The organism is Arthrobacter liuii (genome assembly GCF_014639275.1).
GTDB lineage: Bacteria > Actinomycetota > Actinomycetes > Actinomycetales > Micrococcaceae > Arthrobacter > Arthrobacter liuii.
Genome location: NZ_BMFW01000020.1, coordinates 38,382 through 56,550, shown reverse-complemented (window position 1 = coordinate 56,550; position 18,169 = coordinate 38,382). Strand labels below are relative to the sequence as shown.

At 66.1% G+C, this 18,169-nt stretch carries 19 protein-coding genes and 1 pseudogene; 14 read left to right on the top strand and 6 right to left on the bottom strand.

Translation table 11 applies throughout. The features are described from left to right. The first annotated feature begins 120 nt into the window (after nt 1–120). The gene (locus IEW19_RS16570) at nt 121–1,140 is read left to right on the top strand and encodes a LacI family DNA-binding transcriptional regulator (RefSeq protein ID WP_188572696.1); all 1,020 of its coding nucleotides are present in this window, start codon (nt 121–123) and stop codon (nt 1,138–1,140) included. On the opposite strand, the gene IEW19_RS16565 is transcribed toward IEW19_RS16570, so the two are convergent. After that, nucleotides 1,137–2,084 carry an ANTAR domain-containing response regulator gene (locus tag IEW19_RS16565; RefSeq protein WP_229748530.1) on the bottom strand — a complete coding sequence of 316 codons (948 nt, stop codon included), beginning with the start codon at nt 2,082–2,084 and terminating at the stop codon, nt 1,137–1,139. The two genes, IEW19_RS16570 and IEW19_RS16565, sit on opposite strands and share 4 nt — an antisense overlap. Nucleotides 2,085–2,390: 306 nt before the next feature. Here IEW19_RS16565 and arfA point away from each other — a divergent pair, with 306 nt between their 5' ends. The 11 genes and pseudogenes from arfA to IEW19_RS16510 all read left to right on the top strand — a co-directional run. Next, the gene (gene arfA / locus IEW19_RS16560; protein WP_188572695.1) at nt 2,391–3,917 is read left to right on the top strand and encodes an arabinosylfuranosidase ArfA; all 1,527 of its coding nucleotides are present in this window, start codon (nt 2,391–2,393) and stop codon (nt 3,915–3,917) included. Between the two features lie 46 nt (nt 3,918–3,963). Then, nucleotides 3,964–4,551: an HhH-GPD-type base excision DNA repair protein gene (locus IEW19_RS16555; RefSeq protein WP_188572694.1), complete on the top strand. Its 588-nt coding sequence runs from the start codon at nt 3,964–3,966 to the stop codon at nt 4,549–4,551. Beyond that, nucleotides 4,551–5,555 (top strand): LacI family DNA-binding transcriptional regulator, encoded by a 1,005-nt coding sequence (locus tag IEW19_RS16550; RefSeq protein ID WP_188572693.1) that lies wholly within the window; start codon nt 4,551–4,553, stop codon nt 5,553–5,555. The genes IEW19_RS16555 and IEW19_RS16550 overlap by 1 nt, the downstream gene beginning before the upstream one ends. Nucleotides 5,556–5,643: 88 nt before the next feature. Further along, nucleotides 5,644–5,946, top strand: coding sequence for an urease subunit gamma (locus tag IEW19_RS16545; RefSeq protein WP_188572692.1), 303 nt, complete (start codon nt 5,644–5,646; stop codon nt 5,944–5,946). A gap of 11 nt (nt 5,947–5,957) precedes the next feature. Next, a complete protein-coding gene (locus IEW19_RS16540; protein WP_188572691.1) occupies nt 5,958–6,311 on the top strand; it encodes an urease subunit beta in 354 nt (117 codons plus the stop codon). Further along, nucleotides 6,308–8,038 carry an urease subunit alpha gene (ureC, locus tag IEW19_RS16535; protein WP_188572690.1) on the top strand — a complete coding sequence of 577 codons (1,731 nt, stop codon included), beginning with the start codon at nt 6,308–6,310 and terminating at the stop codon, nt 8,036–8,038. Before IEW19_RS16540 ends, ureC begins: the two co-directional genes overlap by 4 nt. Before the next feature lie 10 nt (nt 8,039–8,048). After that, complete coding sequence (gene ureE, locus IEW19_RS16530) at nt 8,049–8,528, top strand: urease accessory protein UreE (RefSeq protein WP_188572689.1); 480 nt, start codon at nt 8,049–8,051, stop codon at nt 8,526–8,528. Between the two features lie 51 nt (nt 8,529–8,579). Then, a complete protein-coding gene (locus tag IEW19_RS16525; RefSeq protein WP_188572688.1) occupies nt 8,580–9,218 on the top strand; it encodes an urease accessory protein UreF in 639 nt (212 codons plus the stop codon). Between the two features lie 26 nt (nt 9,219–9,244). Next, nucleotides 9,245–9,862 (top strand): urease accessory protein UreG, encoded by a 618-nt coding sequence (gene ureG, locus IEW19_RS16520; RefSeq protein ID WP_188572687.1) that lies wholly within the window; start codon nt 9,245–9,247, stop codon nt 9,860–9,862. Next, nucleotides 9,859–10,818 (top strand): urease accessory protein UreD, encoded by a 960-nt coding sequence (locus IEW19_RS16515; RefSeq protein ID WP_188572686.1) that lies wholly within the window; start codon nt 9,859–9,861, stop codon nt 10,816–10,818. Before ureG ends, IEW19_RS16515 begins: the two co-directional genes overlap by 4 nt. Nucleotides 10,819–10,840: 22 nt before the next feature. After that, nucleotides 10,841–11,491 (top strand): annotated as a pseudogene (locus IEW19_RS16510) (HoxN/HupN/NixA family nickel/cobalt transporter); the annotation flags it as partial. 25 nt (nt 11,492–11,516) lie between these two features. Here the strand turns inward: IEW19_RS16510 and IEW19_RS16505 are convergent. The 5 genes from IEW19_RS16505 to IEW19_RS16485 form a co-directional block, all read right to left on the bottom strand. After that, nucleotides 11,517–11,966 (bottom strand): DapH/DapD/GlmU-related protein, encoded by a 450-nt coding sequence (locus IEW19_RS16505; protein ID WP_188572685.1) that lies wholly within the window; start codon nt 11,964–11,966, stop codon nt 11,517–11,519. Nucleotides 11,967–12,091: 125 nt separating this feature from the next. Further along, nucleotides 12,092–12,751 (bottom strand): GntR family transcriptional regulator, encoded by a 660-nt coding sequence (locus IEW19_RS16500; RefSeq protein ID WP_188572718.1) that lies wholly within the window; start codon nt 12,749–12,751, stop codon nt 12,092–12,094. 121 nt (nt 12,752–12,872) lie between these two features. Further along, nucleotides 12,873–13,913 carry a transketolase family protein gene (locus IEW19_RS16495; protein WP_188572684.1) on the bottom strand — a complete coding sequence of 347 codons (1,041 nt, stop codon included), beginning with the start codon at nt 13,911–13,913 and terminating at the stop codon, nt 12,873–12,875. Then, a complete protein-coding gene (locus IEW19_RS16490; protein WP_188572683.1) occupies nt 13,910–14,821 on the bottom strand; it encodes a transketolase in 912 nt (303 codons plus the stop codon). The genes IEW19_RS16495 and IEW19_RS16490 overlap by 4 nt, the downstream gene beginning before the upstream one ends. Nucleotides 14,822–14,857: 36 nt before the next feature. Continuing rightward, nucleotides 14,858–16,195, bottom strand: coding sequence for an MFS transporter (locus IEW19_RS16485; RefSeq protein ID WP_188572682.1), 1,338 nt, complete (start codon nt 16,193–16,195; stop codon nt 14,858–14,860). Between the two features lie 185 nt (nt 16,196–16,380). Between IEW19_RS16485 and IEW19_RS16480 the strand changes: the two genes are divergently transcribed. Further along, on the top strand, nt 16,381–17,205 hold the full coding sequence (locus IEW19_RS16480; RefSeq protein ID WP_188572681.1) for a sugar phosphate isomerase/epimerase family protein: 825 nt from the start codon (nt 16,381–16,383) through the stop codon (nt 17,203–17,205). Between the two features lie 142 nt (nt 17,206–17,347). Next, entirely contained in the window at nt 17,348–18,121 is a 774-nt protein-coding gene (locus tag IEW19_RS16475; RefSeq protein ID WP_188572680.1) for an SDR family NAD(P)-dependent oxidoreductase, read from the top strand. The last annotated feature ends 48 nt before the right edge of the window (nt 18,122–18,169 follow it).

The following is an 18,169-nucleotide window of genomic DNA, read 5'->3' as shown; positions in this document are numbered from 1 at the left end:
GGGATCACGATCATCCTTTCCAATGGACCCGTGGCACGCAAGGATTCAGTGCGGCGGGACCCGCAATCTGCACCCCACCACTACGGCAAGCGCGGGGACTGCAACAGGCACAATAGGCACATGGCAAAAACCAGCAAGGGCCGGATGCCGCGCCTGGAAGACGTGGCCAAGGTGGCCGGCGTTTCCCACCAGACCGTCTCCCGCGTGGTGAACAACCACCCCAACGTCAGCAAGGCGACGCGGGAAAAGGTGGAGGCGGCGATTGCGGAGCTGGGGTACCGGCGCAACACCGCTGCCCGGAGCCTGGTCACGCGGCGCTCGCAGACCATCGGCGTGCTGGCGAGCGAGCTCTCCCAGTACGGCCCGGCCAACACCCTGCTGGGCGTTGAACATGCAGCCCGCAATGCCGGCTACTTTGTCAGTATCGCCGCACTGCGGGAGATCAGCCCGGACGCCATCTCCGATGCGGTGGGCCATTTCATGGACCAGGCCGTGGACGGGATCGCCGTGCTGGTGCCGCACTCGGACACCCTGGCCGTGCTGGAGCAAATGAATCTGCCCGTGCCCGTGGTGGCGGTGGGCTCGGCCGGCAGCGCTTCCGTCAGCGGCACAATGGTGGACCAGCGCGGCGGCGCCAGGCTCGCCGTCGAACATCTCATCAAGGAAGGCCACCAGCGTATCGGCCACATCGCAGGGCCGCCCGACTGGACGGACGGTGCCGAGCGCGCGGAGGGTTGGCGTGCCGCGCTCCGGGAAGCGGGGCTGGACGAATCCCTTCTGGTGGAGGGGGACTGGAGCGCGGGCAGCGGTTACGCAATCGGCCGCAGGCTGGCGTCCGGGCGCACAGCGACGGCCATCTTCGTGGGGAACGACCAGATGGCCCTGGGCCTGCTGCGCGCGTTCACCGAGGCGGGCGTCAAGGTGCCCGACGACGTCTCCGTGGTGGGCTTCGACGACCAGCCGGAAGCGGGGTACTTCACGCCGCCGCTGACCACGGTCCGCCAGGACTTCGAGGAGCTGGGGCGCCGCTGCATGGACATCATGCTTCAGGAAATCGAGTCCGGGGCCCCGGTGAGCTCCACCGTGGTCGCGCCGGAACTGGTCCTCCGCGCGAGCACCGCCGCACCGGCGCCCGGCTAGCGGCCGAAGTGTGAGTCCGGCGTGCCTTCCGGCAGGCGTTCCAGGATATCTTCGGCCACCTTGCGCACCTTGATGTTCCGGTGGCTCGAAGCCCTGGCCAGGATGGAGAACGCCTCCTGGTAGGAGCACCTGTTCTGCGCCATGATCACGCCGCAGGCCACGTTGATGGACGTGCGGCTGTCAAGTGCCGAGCGGAGGTCGGTGGCCAGCGAACGGGCCGTGTGCAGGTGGATGGCCATTTGGAGGCTTCTGGTTGCCAGCGCTGCGAAGGTGCGCGCCTCCGCGATGGCCTGGAGGGGGAACGCTTTTGAATCCTGCGCGAAGAAGGCAAGGGCGGCGCTGGACTGGCCGAGGTCGCTGCCGCCGGGGATCCCGTCGTCGGCCGGCACATTCGTGTCCAGGCGGAGCCGTACCGCCAGGGCACTGCCGAAGCCTGCCGATTGCAGCTGGCTCGAGTAGTTCCGCCAGCGGAAGTCCCCATTCCTCTGGAGCACCGCCACGGGATGGCCGCCGGACATCACGTCGGTCACCGGACCCTCGGCCGCTTCCCGTTCCCAGTCCAGCAGGCGGACCACTTCGTCAGTGGTGCCGGTGATGGCCGGACTCCGCTTGGGCTGGTGCAGCACCAGGCCGCATCCGACATCGAAGCCCGCGGTCCTGACCACGTGTCCGGCCGAGGCCGCCACCAGCAGATCCAAGGAGTCCGCCAGGGATTGGGCGCCGTTGACCAGGTCCAGCAAAAGGGCCGGGTTGCCGGGGCCGCCGTTCTCGCGCCGGGCCGCGGCAGGCAGCGGTGCGCGGACCGTTGGGGGGCCTGAAGGGGCAAGAGGGCCGGCGACGGCTGGGGGAGAGCCCTTGGTCTCGAAGGACTCCTCGTCGCCGGCCCCGCCTATTACCCGGGTCCTGCGGACCGGGAAGTCTGGGCCTGTATGTGGTGAACGCATTGCCGGTCTCACACCCCCCTAGTGAGCCAAGTACCTAGAGCCAGAACAGGTCTTGCCTCAGTGAAAAACCTAATTGCCGTCCAGCCCCGGCGAATGCGTAGCAGGTACCTGTCTTTTCGATTAGGTATTACTTGGAGGCAGCGGGCCCGGCCCTGCTGGGGGCGTTTCCGCAGGTGGGCCGTCCCGGAGGACCGCGGCCCGCACGTAACTCCTGGACGGGAGGGCACGGCGAACACTTGACTCCCGGGGCAACGCGCCCAACAATGTTTTCTATAACGTTGTAAAAATCAAGCCGAGGATGCCTTCGTGACCCAGCCGGAACCCGCAGCAGCAAGAATCACCGTCGATCCCTCATTCACCGTGGGGCCAGTCCGCCGTCGTACCTTTGGCGCTTTCGTGGAGCACCTTGGACGGTGCGTGTACACCGGAATCTTTGAACCGGAGCACCATGACGCCGATGAGGACGGCTTCCGCACCGATGTCCTTGAACTGACCCGCGAACTGGGCGTTTCCACCGTCCGCTACCCGGGCGGCAACTTTGTCTCCGGCTACCGCTGGGAGGACGGCGTGGGCCCGGTGGACCGGCGCCCCGTCCGCCTGGACCTGGCCTGGCATTCGACTGACCCCAACACCGTGGGCGTGGACGAGTTTGCCAAGTGGTCGGCCAAGGCCGGCGTGGAACCCATGATGGCCGTGAACCTGGGCACCCGCGGCGTCCAGGAGGCACTGGACCTGGTGGAATACTGCAACATCGACGGTGGGACCGCCCTCTCGGAGCAGCGCCGCGCCAACGGGGCCGCGAACGGCTACGGCATCAAAATGTGGTGCCTGGGCAACGAGATGGACGGGCCATGGCAGATCGGCCACAAGAACGCGCTGGAGTACGGCCGGCTCGCGGCGGACACCGCCCGCGCCATGCGGATGATCGAGCCCGGCCTCGAACTCGTGGCCTGCGGCAGCTCCGGACCCACCATGCCCACTTTCGGCGAGTGGGAGCGCGTGGTCCTGTCCGAAACCTACGAGCTCGTGGACCTGATCTCCGCGCACCAATACTTCGAGGACTTCGGCGACCTGCAGGAACACCTGGCCGCCGGGCACAAGATGGAGGCCTTCATCCATGACATCGTGAGCCACATTGACCACGTGAAGTCGGTGAAGAAGTCCACCAAACAGGTGAACATCTCCTTCGACGAATGGAACGTCTGGCACATGAGCCGTGATGAGTCCAAGGTGCCCACCGGCAGGGACTGGCCGGTGGCCCCCGTCCTGCTGGAGGACACCTACACGGTGGCGGACGCCGTGGTGGTGGGGGACCTCCTGGTCACACTGCTCCGGAACACGGACCGCGTCCACTCGGCCAGCCTGGCGCAGCTGGTGAACGTCATCGCGCCCATCATGACCGAGCCCGGCGGCCGGGCGTGGAAGCAGACCACCTTCCACCCGTTCGCCCTGACCTCCCGGCACGCGTCCGGCACTGTGCTGCAGCTCGCCGTCGAATCCCCGCTGGTCAGCGGCGGCAAGACGGCGGACTTTGCCGCACTGTCCGCCGTCGCCACGTATGACGCGGACAAGGGTGAGGCCGTGGTGTTCGTCGTGAACCGCTCGGCCGGCCAGGCGCTCACGCTGGACGCCGCCGTGGCAGGGCTGGGGAACACCAAGGTGGTGGAGGCGGTGACCTACGCCAACAAGGATCCGTACTGGCAGGCCAGCGCGGATGATTCCACGTCCGTCCTGCCGTCGGAGAACGGCACGGTAAAGGTCGACGGCGGACGGCTCACCGCCGAGCTTCCGGCCGTGTCCTGGTCCATGATCCGGCTGGCAGTCGGCGCCTGACCTGGCGCGAAGGTCCTTATGACGACGGCGGGCCGCAGGTGGGAGGATGGACGGCATGGAACTGCACATCACTGGCGATCCCGCCGCGGACAAGTTGTTGACCGAGGACGACTTCGCCCTGCTGACCGGCATGCTGCTGGACCAGCAGGTGACGATGGAATCGGCCTTCGCCGGGCCCGAAAAGATACGCGCCAGGATCGGATCGCTGAAGCCTGAAACCATCGCCGCCCAGGATCCCGCTGCATTCGTGGAGGTGTTCAAGGAGCGGCCCGCCGTGCACCGCTTCCCGGGGTCCATGGCCGCCCGCGTGCAGGCGCTCGCCGAGGCCGTCCAAAATGAGTGGGAGGGGGACGCGGCCGCCATCTGGACCAAGGGTTCGCCGGACGGTGCCGAGGTGCTGCGCAGGCTCAAGGCGCTCCCGGGGTTCGGCGAGCAGAAGGCGAAGATCTTCCTGGCCCTGCTCGGCAAGCAGCGCGGGCTCGCAGCGCCGGGATGGCGTGAAGCCGCCGGCCACTACGGCGAAGACGGCTGCTACCGCTCAGTGGCGGACATCGTGGATCCCGACTCCCTGGTCAAGGTCCGCGCCAGCAAGCAGGCGGCCAAGGCGGCCGCAAAGGCAGGAAAAGAACGTTAATGGCAGTCACGATGAACGACGTCGCGAGGGCGGCGGGCGTTTCCCTCAAGACGGTTTCCAATGTCCTGAACGACTACGAATTCATCCGCCCCGCCACTAAACAGCGCGTGCAGGACGCCATCGCAGAACTGGGCTACGAGGCCAACCTCACCGCCCGCAGCCTCCGGTCCGGCAAGACGTCAATGCTGGGCCTGGTCCTGTCCGACCTCTCCGCCCCCTACTATGCCGAGCTGGCGTCCAAGCTGATGAAGGCCGCCTCCCGCCATGGCTACCGGGTGATGGTGGAGCAGTCCGACGCCGAGCCCTCCGTTGAGCTCGGCGCCCTGCAGGGAACCTTCCGCCAGCTCACCGACGGCCTGCTGTTCACGCCGCTGGTGGTGGACGCGGACGCCATCGCCGCGCGCGCCGGCAAAAAACCGCTGGTGATGCTCGGCGAACACATCATGGATCCCCGCTTTGACCTGGTCACCATGAAGAATGAGGAAGCCGCGGCTGCGCTCACCAGGCACCTGCTGGCCGCCGGCCGTCGTCGGATTGCCGTCATCGGTGCCGGCCCCGATGAGTCCGCCGGGAGCGCTGGCCTGCGCCTGAACGGCTACCGGAAGGCGTTGGAGGACGCGGGAGTCCCGTTCGACGCCGCGCTGGTGGCTCCCGCGGAGTGGCGCCGCGACACCGGCGCCGCCGCCGTGGCCGGCCTCCTGGAGACCGGCGTGGAGTTCGATGCCGTCTTCGGGCTGAATGACGTCCTTGCGCTCGGGGCCATGCATGAGCTGCTGATCCGCGGCGTCAAGGTGCCGCAGGACGTGGCCGTGGCCGGTTTTGACGACATCGACGAGGCCCGGTTCGCGGCCCCGTCCCTGACCGCCGTCTCACCGGGCATGGACGAGATTGCAGAGCGGTCGATCGGCCTGCTGCTGGACCGGATCGCCGGCCGCGAGACCTCCGGGCAAGGCGTGCACGTTGAAGCCGGGTTTGAGCTGAAGGTCAGGGAATCCGCGCCCTAGCGTTCCGTCCGGCTGATCCTCCTGAAACCTGGCGGAAACGTGCCGGGCTTACGCTGGCAGCACACCCCAGGCCGTCGAAGGGAACCCCATGCATCTGATGCCGCGTGAGCAGGAAAAGCTCCTGATCGTGGTGGCCGCCGATCTCGCCCGCCGAAGGCAGTCGCGCGGCCTCAAGCTCAACTACCCCGAGGCCGTGGCCATCATCAGCTACGAACTGATCGAGGGCGCGCGGGACGGCCGGAGCGTCGCCGACCTCATGAGCTACGGCACCACGCTGCTCGCCCGCGAAGACGTCATGGAAGGTGTACCGGAAATGATCCATGAGGTGCAGATCGAGGCCACTTTCCCTGACGGCACCAAGCTGGTCACCGTCCACAACCCCATCCGCTAAGGAGCGCGGCAATGATTCCAGGCGAGTACGTCCTCCGGCCGGAGCCCATTACAGCGAATGCTGGCAGGGAGGCAATCGACGTTAACGTGACCAACACCGGCGACCGGCCTGTCCAGGTGGGTTCACACTTCCACTTCGCCGAGGCCAACGCAGCCCTGGCTTTTGACCGGCAAGCAGCGTACGGCCGGCGCCTGGACATCCCGGCAGGAACGGCTGCCCGGTTCGAACCCGGAGATTCACGCAGCGTGCGGCTGGTGGAACTGGCAGGGTCCCGTGAGGTGTACGGGCTCAGCAACGCGGTCAACGGAAGGCTCGACGGCGGCACCCGCCCGGGCGGGCCGGTAACGGAAGGCGACACCCAGTGAGCTTCGAGATCCCCCGCCGGAAGTACGCAGACCTCTACGGCCCCACCACCGGGGACAAAATCCGCCTGGCGGACACCGAACTGTTCCTCGAGATCGAGGAAGACCTCACCGTGTACGGCGAGGAGGTGGTGTTCGGCGGCGGCAAGGTAATCCGCGACGGGATGGGCCAGAACGGCCAGGCCACCCGGGATGAAGGTGTGCCGGACACCGTCATCACCAACGCCGTCATCCTGGACTACACCGGCATCTACAAGGCCGACGTGGCGCTGAGGGACGGGCACATCTTCAAGATCGGCAAGGCCGGCAACCCCCAGATCACCGACGGCGTGGACATCGTGATCGGCGCCAGCACTGAGATCATTGCCGGGGAACGGAAGATCCTCACCGCCGGCGGGATCGACACCCACATCCACTTCATCTCCCCGGACCAGATCCCCACGGCCCTGACCAGCGGCGTCACCACCATGATCGGCGGCGGGACCGGCCCGGCGGAGGGCACCAAAGCCACCACCGTGACGCCCGGCAAGTGGCACATCCAGCGGATGCTTCAGGCGGCTGAGGGACTGCCCATCAACCTTGGCTTCTTCGGCAAGGGCCACGCGTCCGCCGTCGAACCCCTCGCCGAACAGATCCGCGCCGGTGCCATCGGCCTGAAAGTCCACGAGGACTGGGGCGCCACCTCCTCCTCCATCGACACCTCCCTGACTGTCGCGGACGAATACGACGTGCAGGTGGCCATCCACACCGACACCCTGAACGAGTGCGGGTTCGTGGAGGACACCATCCGCGCCATCAACGGCCGCGTGATCCACACCTTCCACACCGAAGGCGCCGGCGGCGGACACGCACCGGACATCATGAAGATCGCGGGCATGCCCAACGTCCTGCCGGCCTCCACCAACCCCACGCTGCCGTACACGCGCAACACCATCGAAGAGCACCTGGACATGCTGATGGTCTGCCACCACCTCAACCCCGACATCCCCGAGGACGTGGCCTTCGCGGACTCCCGCATCCGCGCCGAAACCATCGCCGCCGAGGACGTCCTGCAGGATATGGGCATCTTTTCCATTACCTCCTCCGACTCCCAGGCCATGGGCCGGGTGGGCGAGGTCATCACCCGCACGTGGCAGGTGGCGGACAAGATGAAGAAGCAGCGCGGGGTTTTGGAAGATGCCGACGGCGGAACTCACGGCAGTGCGGGCAGCGACAACTTCCGGCTCAAGCGGTACGTGGCCAAGTACACGGTCAACCCGGCCCTTGCGCAGGGCATCGCCGACTCGGTGGGCTCCGTGGAAGTGGGCAAGTTCGCCGACTTGGTCCTCTGGGACCCCGCGTTCTTCGGCGTCAAACCGGAACTGGTGCTCAAGGGCGGGCAGATTGCGTATGCGCTGATGGGGGACGCCAACGCTTCCATCCCCACACCGCAGCCGCGCACCATGCGGCCCATGTTCGCCGCGTTCGGCAAAGCAGTGCAGCAGTCCTCCATCACGTTCCTGTCCCAGGCAGCGATCGACGCCGGTGTGCCCGCCGAGCTCGGGCTGGAAAAGGTCATCCGGCCCGTCTCTGGCATCCGCAGCCTCACCAAGGCCCACCTGAAATACAACGACGCCACGCCGGATATCCAGGTGGACCCGGAAACCTACCAGGTGACGGTCGACGGCGAGGACGTCACCTGCGAGCCCGCCGATGTGCTGCCCATGGCGCAGCGCTACTTCCTCTTCTAGGAGCCCCTCCGTGATCATCGCAAAAGTCCTCGGCAACCTCCACGACCTGCCGGACACCGAAACCTACGCCGGGCTCCACCGCGAGAAAGTGGTCCTCCCCAGCGCCCAGCTGGTCAAGCGCATCCAGCGTGCCACCACCGACCACGGCAACGAGATCGGCATCCGCCTCCCCTCCGGCTCCGGCGACCTCCGCGATGGCGACATCCTCCACATCGCCGAAACCAACATGATCGTCGTGTCCGTGCTGCCCACCGACGTCCTGGTCATCGCACCAAAGACCATCACCGAAATGGGCACCACCGCGCACTCCCTCGGCAACCGGCACCTCCAGGCACAGTTCTTCGATACGGAGAGCGAGTATGGGGCCGACGTCATGGTGTGCGCCTACGACCACACCGTCGAGGACTACCTCCGCCACAATGCCGTGCCCTATACCCGCCAGGAACGGGTCCTCCCTGTACCTTTCCGCCATGCTGAACACTCGCACTAGTACCAGCGGCACCTTGGGTGCGGCGGCAGCTACCAGCTTGCTCTTCAGCAATTGGTCGACTCTGCGCTTCCTACTGGGGCTTTTGCCCACTCCTTTGGGTTTGAGGCGTACGTTGACGCCGGTGTTGTTGCTGATGAGGCTGGTTTTGGTGGGTGGTTGTCCGCGTTCATCTCGCAGCCGCTTACTTACTCGGATGGTCTTGCCATTCGGTTGTTTTATGAGGGGGTTGATCTTGGGGAGCTGGATGCTCTTCTCTCCGCCTCCCTGTTGCCGCGGCAGGTCCGGGAGGCGAGCCTGAAAATGGGGTCGCGGCTCCTCGAGATCGGTGGCGAGGTGTTTCCTTCGCCTGCGCTGGAACTGTACCGGGGCCTGGTGACCGCCGGCCGGGCCGCCGGGCACCAGCCGCTGGCGTTCGCCGTCGTCGCCCGCTCCCTGGGCGTGCCGCTCCCGGAAGCGCTCGCCGCGTACCTTTTCGCCACCGTCACCTCCCTCACGCAGAACGCCGTACGGGCCATTCCGCTCGGCCAGAACGCCGGCCAACGGCTGCTCAGGCAAGCGGCCGACGCCGTTGCTGCCGCCGTCGAACGGATCCCGCACCTGACGTTGGACGACTTCGGGGCCGTCAGCCCCGGACTGGAAATCTCACAAATGCGGCACGAACGCCAACGTGCCCGGATGTTCATGAGCTAACCGAGCTTGTTGACTTAGGAGGAACAATGGCTGAACCCATCAAGATCGGCATCGGCGGACCCGTCGGCGCCGGCAAAACCCAGCTCGTGGAGCGGCTCACCCGGCACATGAGCGGCGACATCTCCATGGCCGCCATCACCAACGACATCTACACCATCGAAGACGCCAAGATCCTTGCCGCCAACGGCATCCTGCCCCTGGACCGGATCATCGGCGTCGAAACCGGCGGCTGCCCGCACACCGCCATCCGCGAAGACACCTCCATGAATACCGCCGCCATCGAGGAACTCAAAACCCGGCACCCCGACCTGCAGGTCATCTTCGTCGAATCCGGCGGAGACAACCTCTCCGCCACCTTCAGCCCGGAACTCGTCGACTTCTCGATCTACATCATCGACGTGGCCCAGGGCGAAAAAATCCCCCGCAAAGCCGGCCAGGGCATGATCAAGTCCGACCTCTTCATCATCAACAAAACCGACCTCGCACCCCACGTCGGAGCTGACCTCAAAGTTATGGAACGGGACTCCAGGGAATTCCGCGGAAACAAGCCGTTCTGCTTCACCAACCTCAAAACCGACGAGGGCCTGGACAAGGTCATCGGTTGGATAAGGCACGACGTCCTGATGCTTGATTTGGCGCAATGACCTCCAACAGTTCCAGCGTTCAATCACCTTGGGCGGCGCCCGCGGATGAAGGGGGCCGTGCCCGCTTCGCGGTGCCCGCCACGCCGCGGCCCCCTTCATCCGCGTCCGCTGTTCGCCCAGTGAGAGGTCGTTTGGAGTTGGGCGTCGAGGCGCGCGGGGGAAGGTCCCTTGCCTCGCGCCAGTTCCATGAGGGTGCCCTGAGGGTTTTGCGCCCTCATTTTCTGGATGACTCTGGGCAGGTTTGCTATGTCGTCGTTAATCCTGGCGGGGCTTATCTTGGGTCGGACCTCTTTGTCCTTGATGTGAAGGTTGGTGACTCTGCTTCTCTCCTGCTGACCACTCAATCTGCCACGAAGGTCTACCGGACTCCCGGGTCTTTTGCCGAGCAGCGGATGACTGTGCGGCTGGGGGAGGGGGCGCGGCTGGAGCTCATGCCGGACCAGCTCATCGCCTACCGGGAGGCCAGCTACCGGCAACGGACCGCCGTGACCCTGCAGCCGTCGTCGTCCCTGGTGATGGCGGAGGTGGTGACGCCGGGCTGGTCACCGGACGGCGCAGCGTTCCGGTACGAGGAAGTGCGGCTGAGGAACGAGATCCGGGTGGACGACGGATCGGGTGGGACGCACCTGCTCGCGCTGGACAACCTGCTGATCCGGCCGCCGCTCCACGACGTTACCGGCCTCGGTTTCATGGAAGGTTTCAGCCACCTGGGGTCGCTCGTGGTGGTGGATGGGCGGGTGGACCAGGCGCTCGCCGACGAACTGCACGGGTTGACCGCCGGCCATGACGCAGTGACCGGCATCTCGCTGACGCAGACTGTCGCGGGAACCACCGGCCTGGTTTTGCGGAGCCTCTCCAACAGCACGGACCAACTGAACCGCCTGCTTCGATCCTGGACGGACGTCCTGCGGGAACGCTGGTATGGGCAGGGGCCGCTAAACCTGAGGAAGCATTGATGGCCTCCCTCGCTGCCCTCTTACCTCCGGCAACCTCATATTGGGGCTGATCGGCAGCGGCGTGTCCGGCCTGTTCCTGCTGGCCATGGGCCTGTTCAACGGCTCCGCCTTCGCCCGCTCGGCCCGGGCTTACCGTCGCTGCCGGCGCGGCGCCCCTGTCGATGCGCGGGACCTGGAGCCGCAGGGACTGGTGGCGCGGCTGCTCGCTAAGCCACTCTCCAGGGTCCGGCGGCCGCGGAACATCTACGTGATCGGCTTCCTCTTCGGCCTGGGCTTCGATACTGCCACCACCATCGGTCTGCTAATCATGACGACGGCGGCCTCGATGGCCGGGGTGCCACCCATCGCCTTGCTCGCGCTGCCGCTGGCCTTCGCTGCCGCCATGACGCTGTGCGATTCACTCAACGGCCTGGCCATGATGCGGATGTACCGCTCGGCCCTGGACGACCAGCAGCGGAAGCTCGGCTTCAACGCGCTGGTCACAGGCCTCTCCGCTGTCTCGGCGCTCTTTATTGCCGTGATTACCCTGGGCGGCTTCTGCCAGGCCGCATTTCGGCTGGAAGATCCCGCTACCGCGTGGCTCGCCTCGATAGACCTTGGCGACGCCGGCCTCCTGCTGGTGGCACTGCTGCTCGCGGTGTGGGGAGGGGCTGCCGTGAAGGGCAGGCCATAGAGTGGCACGATTTCCCAGCGCGGGCCTAAGCGGCCATCTTGCCCTTGATTTTGCGGTGCTGCCGGTGCGTTGCCGGCGCGAGCCGTGAATGGGCTCCCGAGAGGACCTGGCTGCCGTCGGGCACCGTGCTGTCCGTATCCAGGTGGACGCCGTGCTCGATCAGCACGCTGGAGCCGATGCGTGTATGGCTGCCGATGTGCACGCGGTTACCGATGACCGTGCCCCTGCCGATACGCACGCCATCGCCGATCACGGTGCGGTCGCCGATTATGACGCCCCGGTCAATCCAGGTGCCGTGTCCAATCCTGCAGCCGGGGCCCACCTCCGCGCCGTGTTCCACATAGGTCATTGAGCCGATGCGGGCACTGTCCGCCACGCTGGCTCCCGGCGCGATAAGCCCTCCGCCGTTGTCGTGGCGGGCATACCGGGTAACCTTGCCGGCATCGTCCTCAACTGACACAAACTTTGCGGTCATACCATCCCTCGTTAACGCCGCGGCTATTTACCGCTCAGTAGGTTAACGGCCGGGAGGCCGCGAGGATTCCCTGCACGCGGGCCGGCGGCACCTGCGGCACCTGCGGCCTGGAAGGTTCCGGGGAGTTATGCCACCAGGTTGGCGGCGGCGGTGTCCATGTGTTCCAGGATGGTCTTGCGGGCCAGCGCGGCGTCGCCGGTATCGATGGCTGCCACGATGTCCCGGTGCCGGTCCACGCTCATGTTCCTGACGCCCTTCTCCAGGCCTGCGAACATGATCGACATCCGGATGGAGCCTTCCAGGGACTCCCAGGAGTGCAGCAGCGTCTCGTTGCCGGTGAGCCGGCAGAGGGTGCGGTGGAACTCAAGGTCGGATTCGATCCGCTCTTCGAGGGATCCGGAAGCCCCTGCGGCCATGACATCAATGGCCTGGTGCAGGGACTTGGTGACGTGCTGTCGGTCGGCAAGTTCGCACAGCGTCCGGGCTGCAAGGGACTCCAGGGCTGCCCGGACAGCATAAATGTCCCGGATTTCCTTCTCGTCCAGGTGCCGGACCGAGAGCCGGCCGCGGGGCCCTGCGGACAGCAGCCCCTCCTGCTCCAGCTGGCGAAGGGCCTCCCGAAGGGTGCCCCGGCTGATCTGCAGCATCTCGGACAGCTCGGTCTCCACCAGGTGCCGCCCGGGCTCCAGCTCCCCGCTGGTGATGGCGGTCCTCAGCGCCGAGAGCGCCTGCTCGCGCAGGCTCTTCTTTTCCAGTCCCAGCAGCGGGGCGGTCAGTCCGGCCATGGCTTCTGTCCTCAATGTCATAAGTCGACTGTTTACAGTCGGGAGTAAATTCGATGGTACGGCAGAAAGCATGGCACTGGCTTAGGACCGGCGCCGTGCTTTCTGCATGGGACCGTTGCCCTCAGCCGAGTTCGGCGAGGACCTTCGCGACGATACGGTCTACGGCGAGTCCGTAGCGGTCGTGCAGGGTGGGGAGTGCGCCGGCGTCGAGGAACTGGTCCGGCAGTGCCACGGGGACGACGCGTTTGCCGAGGCCGGCGGTGACGACGGCGGAGGCGACGGTTTCGAACAGGCCGCCCACCACGGAGTGGTTTTCCAGCGTGACGGCGAGCCGGTCGGTGTTGATTTCCTTGAGGACGGTTTCGGCGTCGAACGGTTTGATGGTGGGGGTGTGCACGACGGCGACGTCCACGTTGTGTGCCGCCAGCGCCTTGGCTGCCTGGAGGGCGCGCATGGTCATCAGGCCGGAGGAGATGAACACGACGTCGTTGCCGCCGCGCAGGACCTTGGCCTTGCCGAGCTCGAACGTGTAGCCGTACTCGTCCAGGACGGTGGGGACGTTGCCGCGCAGCAGCCGCAGGTACGTGGGCCCATCGGATGCTGCCAGCTGGGGGACGGCCTGTTCGATGTCGATCGAGTCGCAGGGGTCCACGATGGTCAGGTTGGGCATGCCGCGGAAGATCGCCATGTCCTCGGTGGCCTGGTGGCTGGGCCCGTACCCGGTGGTCAGGCCCGGCAGGCCGCCCACGATGTTCACGTTCAGGTTCGGCTCGGCCGCGTCCAGGCACAGGAAGTCGTAGGCGCGGCGGGCTGCGAACACCGAGTAGGTGGACGCGAAGGGCACCAGCCCGGTTTCGGCCAGGCCTGCGGCTGCGCCGAAGAGCAGCTGCTCGGCCATGCCCATCTGGAAGAACCGTTCCGGGAACGCCTGGGCGAAGATGTGCATGTCCGTGTACTTGCCCAGGTCAGCGGTCAGGCCCACGATCTTGTCGTTTTCCTGTGCGGCCTTGACCAGGGCGTGCCCGAAAGGTGCGTTGAAGGTCTTCTGGCCCGAGTCGGCGAAGGAGGCGATCATCGCCGAGGTCTTCAGCTTCGGCTTGGCTGCCGTAGCAGCCGCTGCAGCGGCTGCCGCGGTGTCGGGGGCCTCGGTGGTGGTGCTCATGCTGAAGCCTTTCCTTCGTAGCCGGCGGTGAGCTGCTCGCGGCAGGTCTGCCATTCGTGTTCTTCGATGCGCATGAAGTGCGCTTTTTCGCGGTTTTCCAGCAGCGGGACGCCGCGGCCCACCTTGGTGTCGCACAGGATCACGGAGGGACGTCCGACGGCGGCGGCCTGGGCCGCTGCGTTGTCGGAGGCTGCCAGCAGCGCACCGACGTCGTTGCCGTCCACCCGCTGGGTGTACCAGCCGAACGATTCCCACTTCTCCGTTACGGGCTCGGTGCGCAGCACCGTGTCCGTCTTGCCGTCGGCCTGCAGGGCGTTGATGTCCACCATGGCGGTGAGGTTGCCCAGCTGGTGGTGGTGCGCGCCCATCGCGGCCTCCCAGGTGGATCCCTCGTCCAGTTCGCCGTCGGAGAGGAAGTTGAACACCCGCGCCGGGGAGCCCTGGTAGCGCAGGCCCAGGGCCATGCCGACGGCGATGGTCAGGCCGTGGCCCAGGGAGCCGCCGGAGATTTCCATGCCGGGCGTGTAGGTGGACATCCCGGACATCGGCAGCCGGGAATCGTCCGAGCCGTAGGTTTCCAGCTCCTCCACCGGGACGATCCCGGCCTCTGCGAGGGCCGCGTAGTGGCCGATCGCGTAGTGCCCGGTGGAGAGCAGGAACCGGTCGCGGGCCTCCCAGTGCGGATCCTCGGCCTTGAACCGCAACTGGTCACCGTAAACCGTGGCGAGCATGTCCGCCGCGCCGAGGGCCTGGCCAACGTAGCCCTGGCCCTGGACCTCACCCATGTTCAGGGCGTGGTGCCGGATCCGGTAAGCAGCGGCACCGATCTTGTCCACGCGTTCCGGGCTCACTGCGGGCTGCAGTGCTCGTCCCTTTGGGGCTGCGTCCTGGAGGGTCTCTGTAGGCATTGCTTGCTCCGTGGTTGTTTCGTGCGCGGTGGTCATTCAGGCGTTGACGGTGTTGGGGGTGCTTTTGGTGGCTTCGTCGGCCAGGTCCCGTTCGCGCTTGCCCCAGGTTTCCCGGGTGGCGACGGCCGCCCAGAGGCCGATCAGCGCGTAGGCACCGAAGAGCAGTGCCGGTCCCATCCAGCCGAAGCTGACAAACAGCAGCGTGGTGATGAAGGGGGTGAAGCCGGAAACCATGGCCGAGATCTGGTACGCCAGGCTCGCGCCGGAGGCGCGGGTCTTGGCCTGGAAGAGCTCCGGGAACCAGGCGCCCTGGGCGCCGGCAAGGGAGTTCTGGCAGACAGCGTAGGAGATCACGATGGTGAGAATGATGGCAATGAACAGGCCGGTGTTGACCAGCAGGAACATCGGGATCGCGAAGAGGGCGGCGAACGCGGTGGACCAGATGTAGAGCGGGCGGCGGCCGATGCGGTCCGTCAGCGCTGCCCAGGCCTGGGTGGCAAAGATGCCGATGGCCGAGGCGATGCACAGTGCGATGAGGGTCTGGCTCTTGTCCGCCAGGTGCTGGCTGTTGAGGTAGGAAATCATGTAGGTGATGGACACGGCGTACCCGGCGGTCTCGGCGATGCGCAGGCCGATGCCCTTGACGATGTTGCGCCAGTCCGTCTTGATGACCTCCACGATGGGTGCCTTCACAATGGCGCCGCTGTCCTTGACCTCATCGAAAACGGGGGACTCGGGGACCTTGGAGCGGATGATGAGGCCCACGATCACCAGCAGGATGCTGGCCAGGAACGGGATTCGCCAAGCCAGTTCGTTGCCCAGCTGGACGCTGAACAGGAAGGTCAGGTTGGCCAGCAGCAGGCCTACGGGGAAGCCGGCCTGGACGATGCCGGTGTACTTGCCCTTGGCCTTCCAGGGAGCGTGTTCGTAGCTCATCAGGATGGCACCGCCCCATTCAGCACCGAAGGCCAGGCCCTGGACGATGCGGACGAAGACGAGCAGCGCAGGAGCAAGCAGCCCCACTGCTGCGTACGTAGGCAGCAGTCCGATGGCGAAGGTTGCCAGGCCCATCAGGATGAGGGAGGCGACCAGGACGGGCTTGCGGCCCACTTTGTCGCCCAGGTGCCCGCCGATGATGCCGCCCAGGGGACGGGCTGCGAAGCCGACGCCCAGGGTGGCGAAGGAAGCGAGGGTGCCCGTAACGGGATCGGTGCCGGGGAAGAATGCAGTTCCGAAATACAGTGCGGCAGCGGTGCCGAAGCCGATGAAGTCGTACGTCTCAATCACGGCCCCCACGCCGGATCCAATGGCAACTCGCCGGGCGTCCTTGGTGCCGTGGACCGGGCCGCGCATGGTCAGAGCATCTTTGCTCATGGTGGTTCCCTTTCGAAAAGCGGCTGCAGGAACGCGCCGCTGTCGACTGTTAACAAATGGTACGACCCAGTGTGACGCACATCATCTGCACTGTCAACAGTCAACTTTGAGAGTTGACTGTTGACAGTTAACGACTGTACTGTGGTCCCCATCACTACAGCTCGGTACGAACCAGAGGATCAATGATGTTCCATTCCAGACTCGGGTGCTCATCCATCAGCTTCCGGCACCAGGACCTGGGCAACGCCCTGCGCACCATGAAGGGGCTGGGCTTCGAAGAGATCGACCTCGGCGCGCTGCCCGGCGTATGCGACCACGTACCGTACGAACTCGATGCCGCGGCCGTCGAAGCCGTCTCGGCTGAAGTCAACGCCTCCGGCCTCCGGGTACGCTCGGTCAACGGGGACATCGGGGACCTGAACAAGGAGTTCGACGCCGACGGCACAGCCGCAAGGCAACGCCACCTGGACGCACTGCTCGCCCTCACCGCCAACATCGGCGCCAAAGCGCTGGTCCTGCCGTGCGGTGCCCTGGACCACACCCCGGTCCGCAGCGAAGGCGATGACCTGGACCTCATTGCCGCCCAGCTCGTTGGTGCAGCTAATCGCGCTGCCGGGTTCGGCGTCGAACTCTGGACTGAATCCCTTCACTTCCTGCGGTTCTGCTGGAACCTGGAGCGCGCCGGACTGCTGGCTGACCGGCTGTCCGGATCCGGAGTCGGAATCGTCATGGACTTCAGCCACATCACCGCAGCCGGCGAGGACATCCAGGCATACCTGGACCGGCACCAGGACCGCATCAGCCACGTCCACCTCCGCGATGCAGTGCCGGGGAACATCAACCTCAGCATCGGCAACGGCAAGGCGGACTTCGCCGGCGGCCTGACGCGGCTCGCCGCCGACGGCTACACCGGCCACTTCTCGCTCGAACTGGAGACCCGGGACATCACCAATGACGAACGCCCGGCAGCCGCCGGCAAGGCAGCAAGCTTCATCACCGACCTCATCTGAGCCCCACCTGCGTAGATGCCGTTGGGGCCCCTAACGGCAACTACGTGGGCCCCTGCCGGCGAGGGCCCCGACCTGAGCTTGCGAAGGTTGGGAGCCGGTAGGGAGCAATCGATCCATAAAAACAAATTCAAGGAGCACCACCATGGCCACCATCCAGCGCACCGCCGTCCTCACCGGAGCAACTTCGGACCGGGGCATCGGCATCACCACCGCCCGCCGCTACGCGCGCGACGGCTGGGGCATCGTCATCCTTGACCTCGACGGCGAGAAGTCCGCCAAGGTCGCAGCCGAAATCGGCAACGAGTTCAACGTTCCCGCCTTCGGCCACGGGATCGACGTCGCCAACGAAGCCTCCGTGACCGCCGCCCAGGCCGCCGTCGCCGCCGAAGTTGCCGCCGGCAACCTCCCGCCCGTCGGCGCCCTGGCCAACATCGCCGGCATCACCTCGCCCATCCCGTTCCTGGAGACCACCCTTGAGCTGTGGCACAAGGTCATGGATGTCAACGCCACCGGCACCTACCTGGTGACCAAGGCCTTCCTGCCGGACATGATCGATAACGGCTGGGGCCGGATCGTGAACATGTCCTCCGTATCCGCCCAGCGCGGCGGCGGCGTCTTCGGCAAGGTCCCCTACTCCGCCGCCAAGGCAGCCATTCTGGGCTTCACCAAGGCCTTGGCCCGCGAACTCGGCACCACCGGTGTCACCGTCAACGCCATCACCCCTGGCGCCGTGGACACCAACATCCGCGTGGGCAGCACCGATGAACAGGAAGCAGCCATCAACGCCGGGATCCCGCTGGGCCGGAACGCCACCACGGAAGAAGTTGCCTCCGTGATCGCCTTCCTGTCCTCCGAGGACTCCGCCTACCTCACCGGCACCACCATCGACATCAACGGCGGCAGCCACATCCACTAACAGCACCTGACAGCCCCCACCTGACGAGACCGCGAACGCCGGAGAACC

Coding starts and splice junctions, on each gene's coding strand:
- IEW19_RS16500 (WP_188572718.1), bottom strand. CDS start 12,751: ATGGCCGGACTGACCGCCCCGCTGCTGGGACTGGAAAAGAAGAGCCTG.
- IEW19_RS16555 (WP_188572694.1), top strand. CDS start 3,964: ATGGACGGCATGGAACTGCACATCACTGGCGATCCCGCCGCGGACAAG.
- IEW19_RS16540 (WP_188572691.1), top strand. CDS start 5,958: ATGATTCCAGGCGAGTACGTCCTCCGGCCGGAGCCCATTACAGCGAAT.
- IEW19_RS16550 (WP_188572693.1), top strand. CDS start 4,551: ATGGCAGTCACGATGAACGACGTCGCGAGGGCGGCGGGCGTTTCCCTC.
- ureG (WP_188572687.1), top strand. CDS start 9,245: ATGGCTGAACCCATCAAGATCGGCATCGGCGGACCCGTCGGCGCCGGC.
- IEW19_RS16570 (WP_188572696.1), top strand. CDS start 121: ATGGCAAAAACCAGCAAGGGCCGGATGCCGCGCCTGGAAGACGTGGCC.
- IEW19_RS16505 (WP_188572685.1), bottom strand. CDS start 11,966: ATGACCGCAAAGTTTGTGTCAGTTGAGGACGATGCCGGCAAGGTTACC.
- IEW19_RS16515 (WP_188572686.1), top strand. CDS start 9,859: ATGACCTCCAACAGTTCCAGCGTTCAATCACCTTGGGCGGCGCCCGCG.
- IEW19_RS16490 (WP_188572683.1), bottom strand. CDS start 14,821: ATGCCTACAGAGACCCTCCAGGACGCAGCCCCAAAGGGACGAGCACTG.
- IEW19_RS16475 (WP_188572680.1), top strand. CDS start 17,348: ATGGCCACCATCCAGCGCACCGCCGTCCTCACCGGAGCAACTTCGGAC.
- IEW19_RS16495 (WP_188572684.1), bottom strand. CDS start 13,913: ATGAGCACCACCACCGAGGCCCCCGACACCGCGGCAGCCGCTGCAGCG.
- IEW19_RS16485 (WP_188572682.1), bottom strand. CDS start 16,195: ATGAGCAAAGATGCTCTGACCATGCGCGGCCCGGTCCACGGCACCAAG.
- IEW19_RS16480 (WP_188572681.1), top strand. CDS start 16,381: ATGTTCCATTCCAGACTCGGGTGCTCATCCATCAGCTTCCGGCACCAG.
- IEW19_RS16545 (WP_188572692.1), top strand. CDS start 5,644: ATGCATCTGATGCCGCGTGAGCAGGAAAAGCTCCTGATCGTGGTGGCC.
- IEW19_RS16565 (WP_229748530.1), bottom strand. CDS start 2,084: ATGCGTTCACCACATACAGGCCCAGACTTCCCGGTCCGCAGGACCCGG.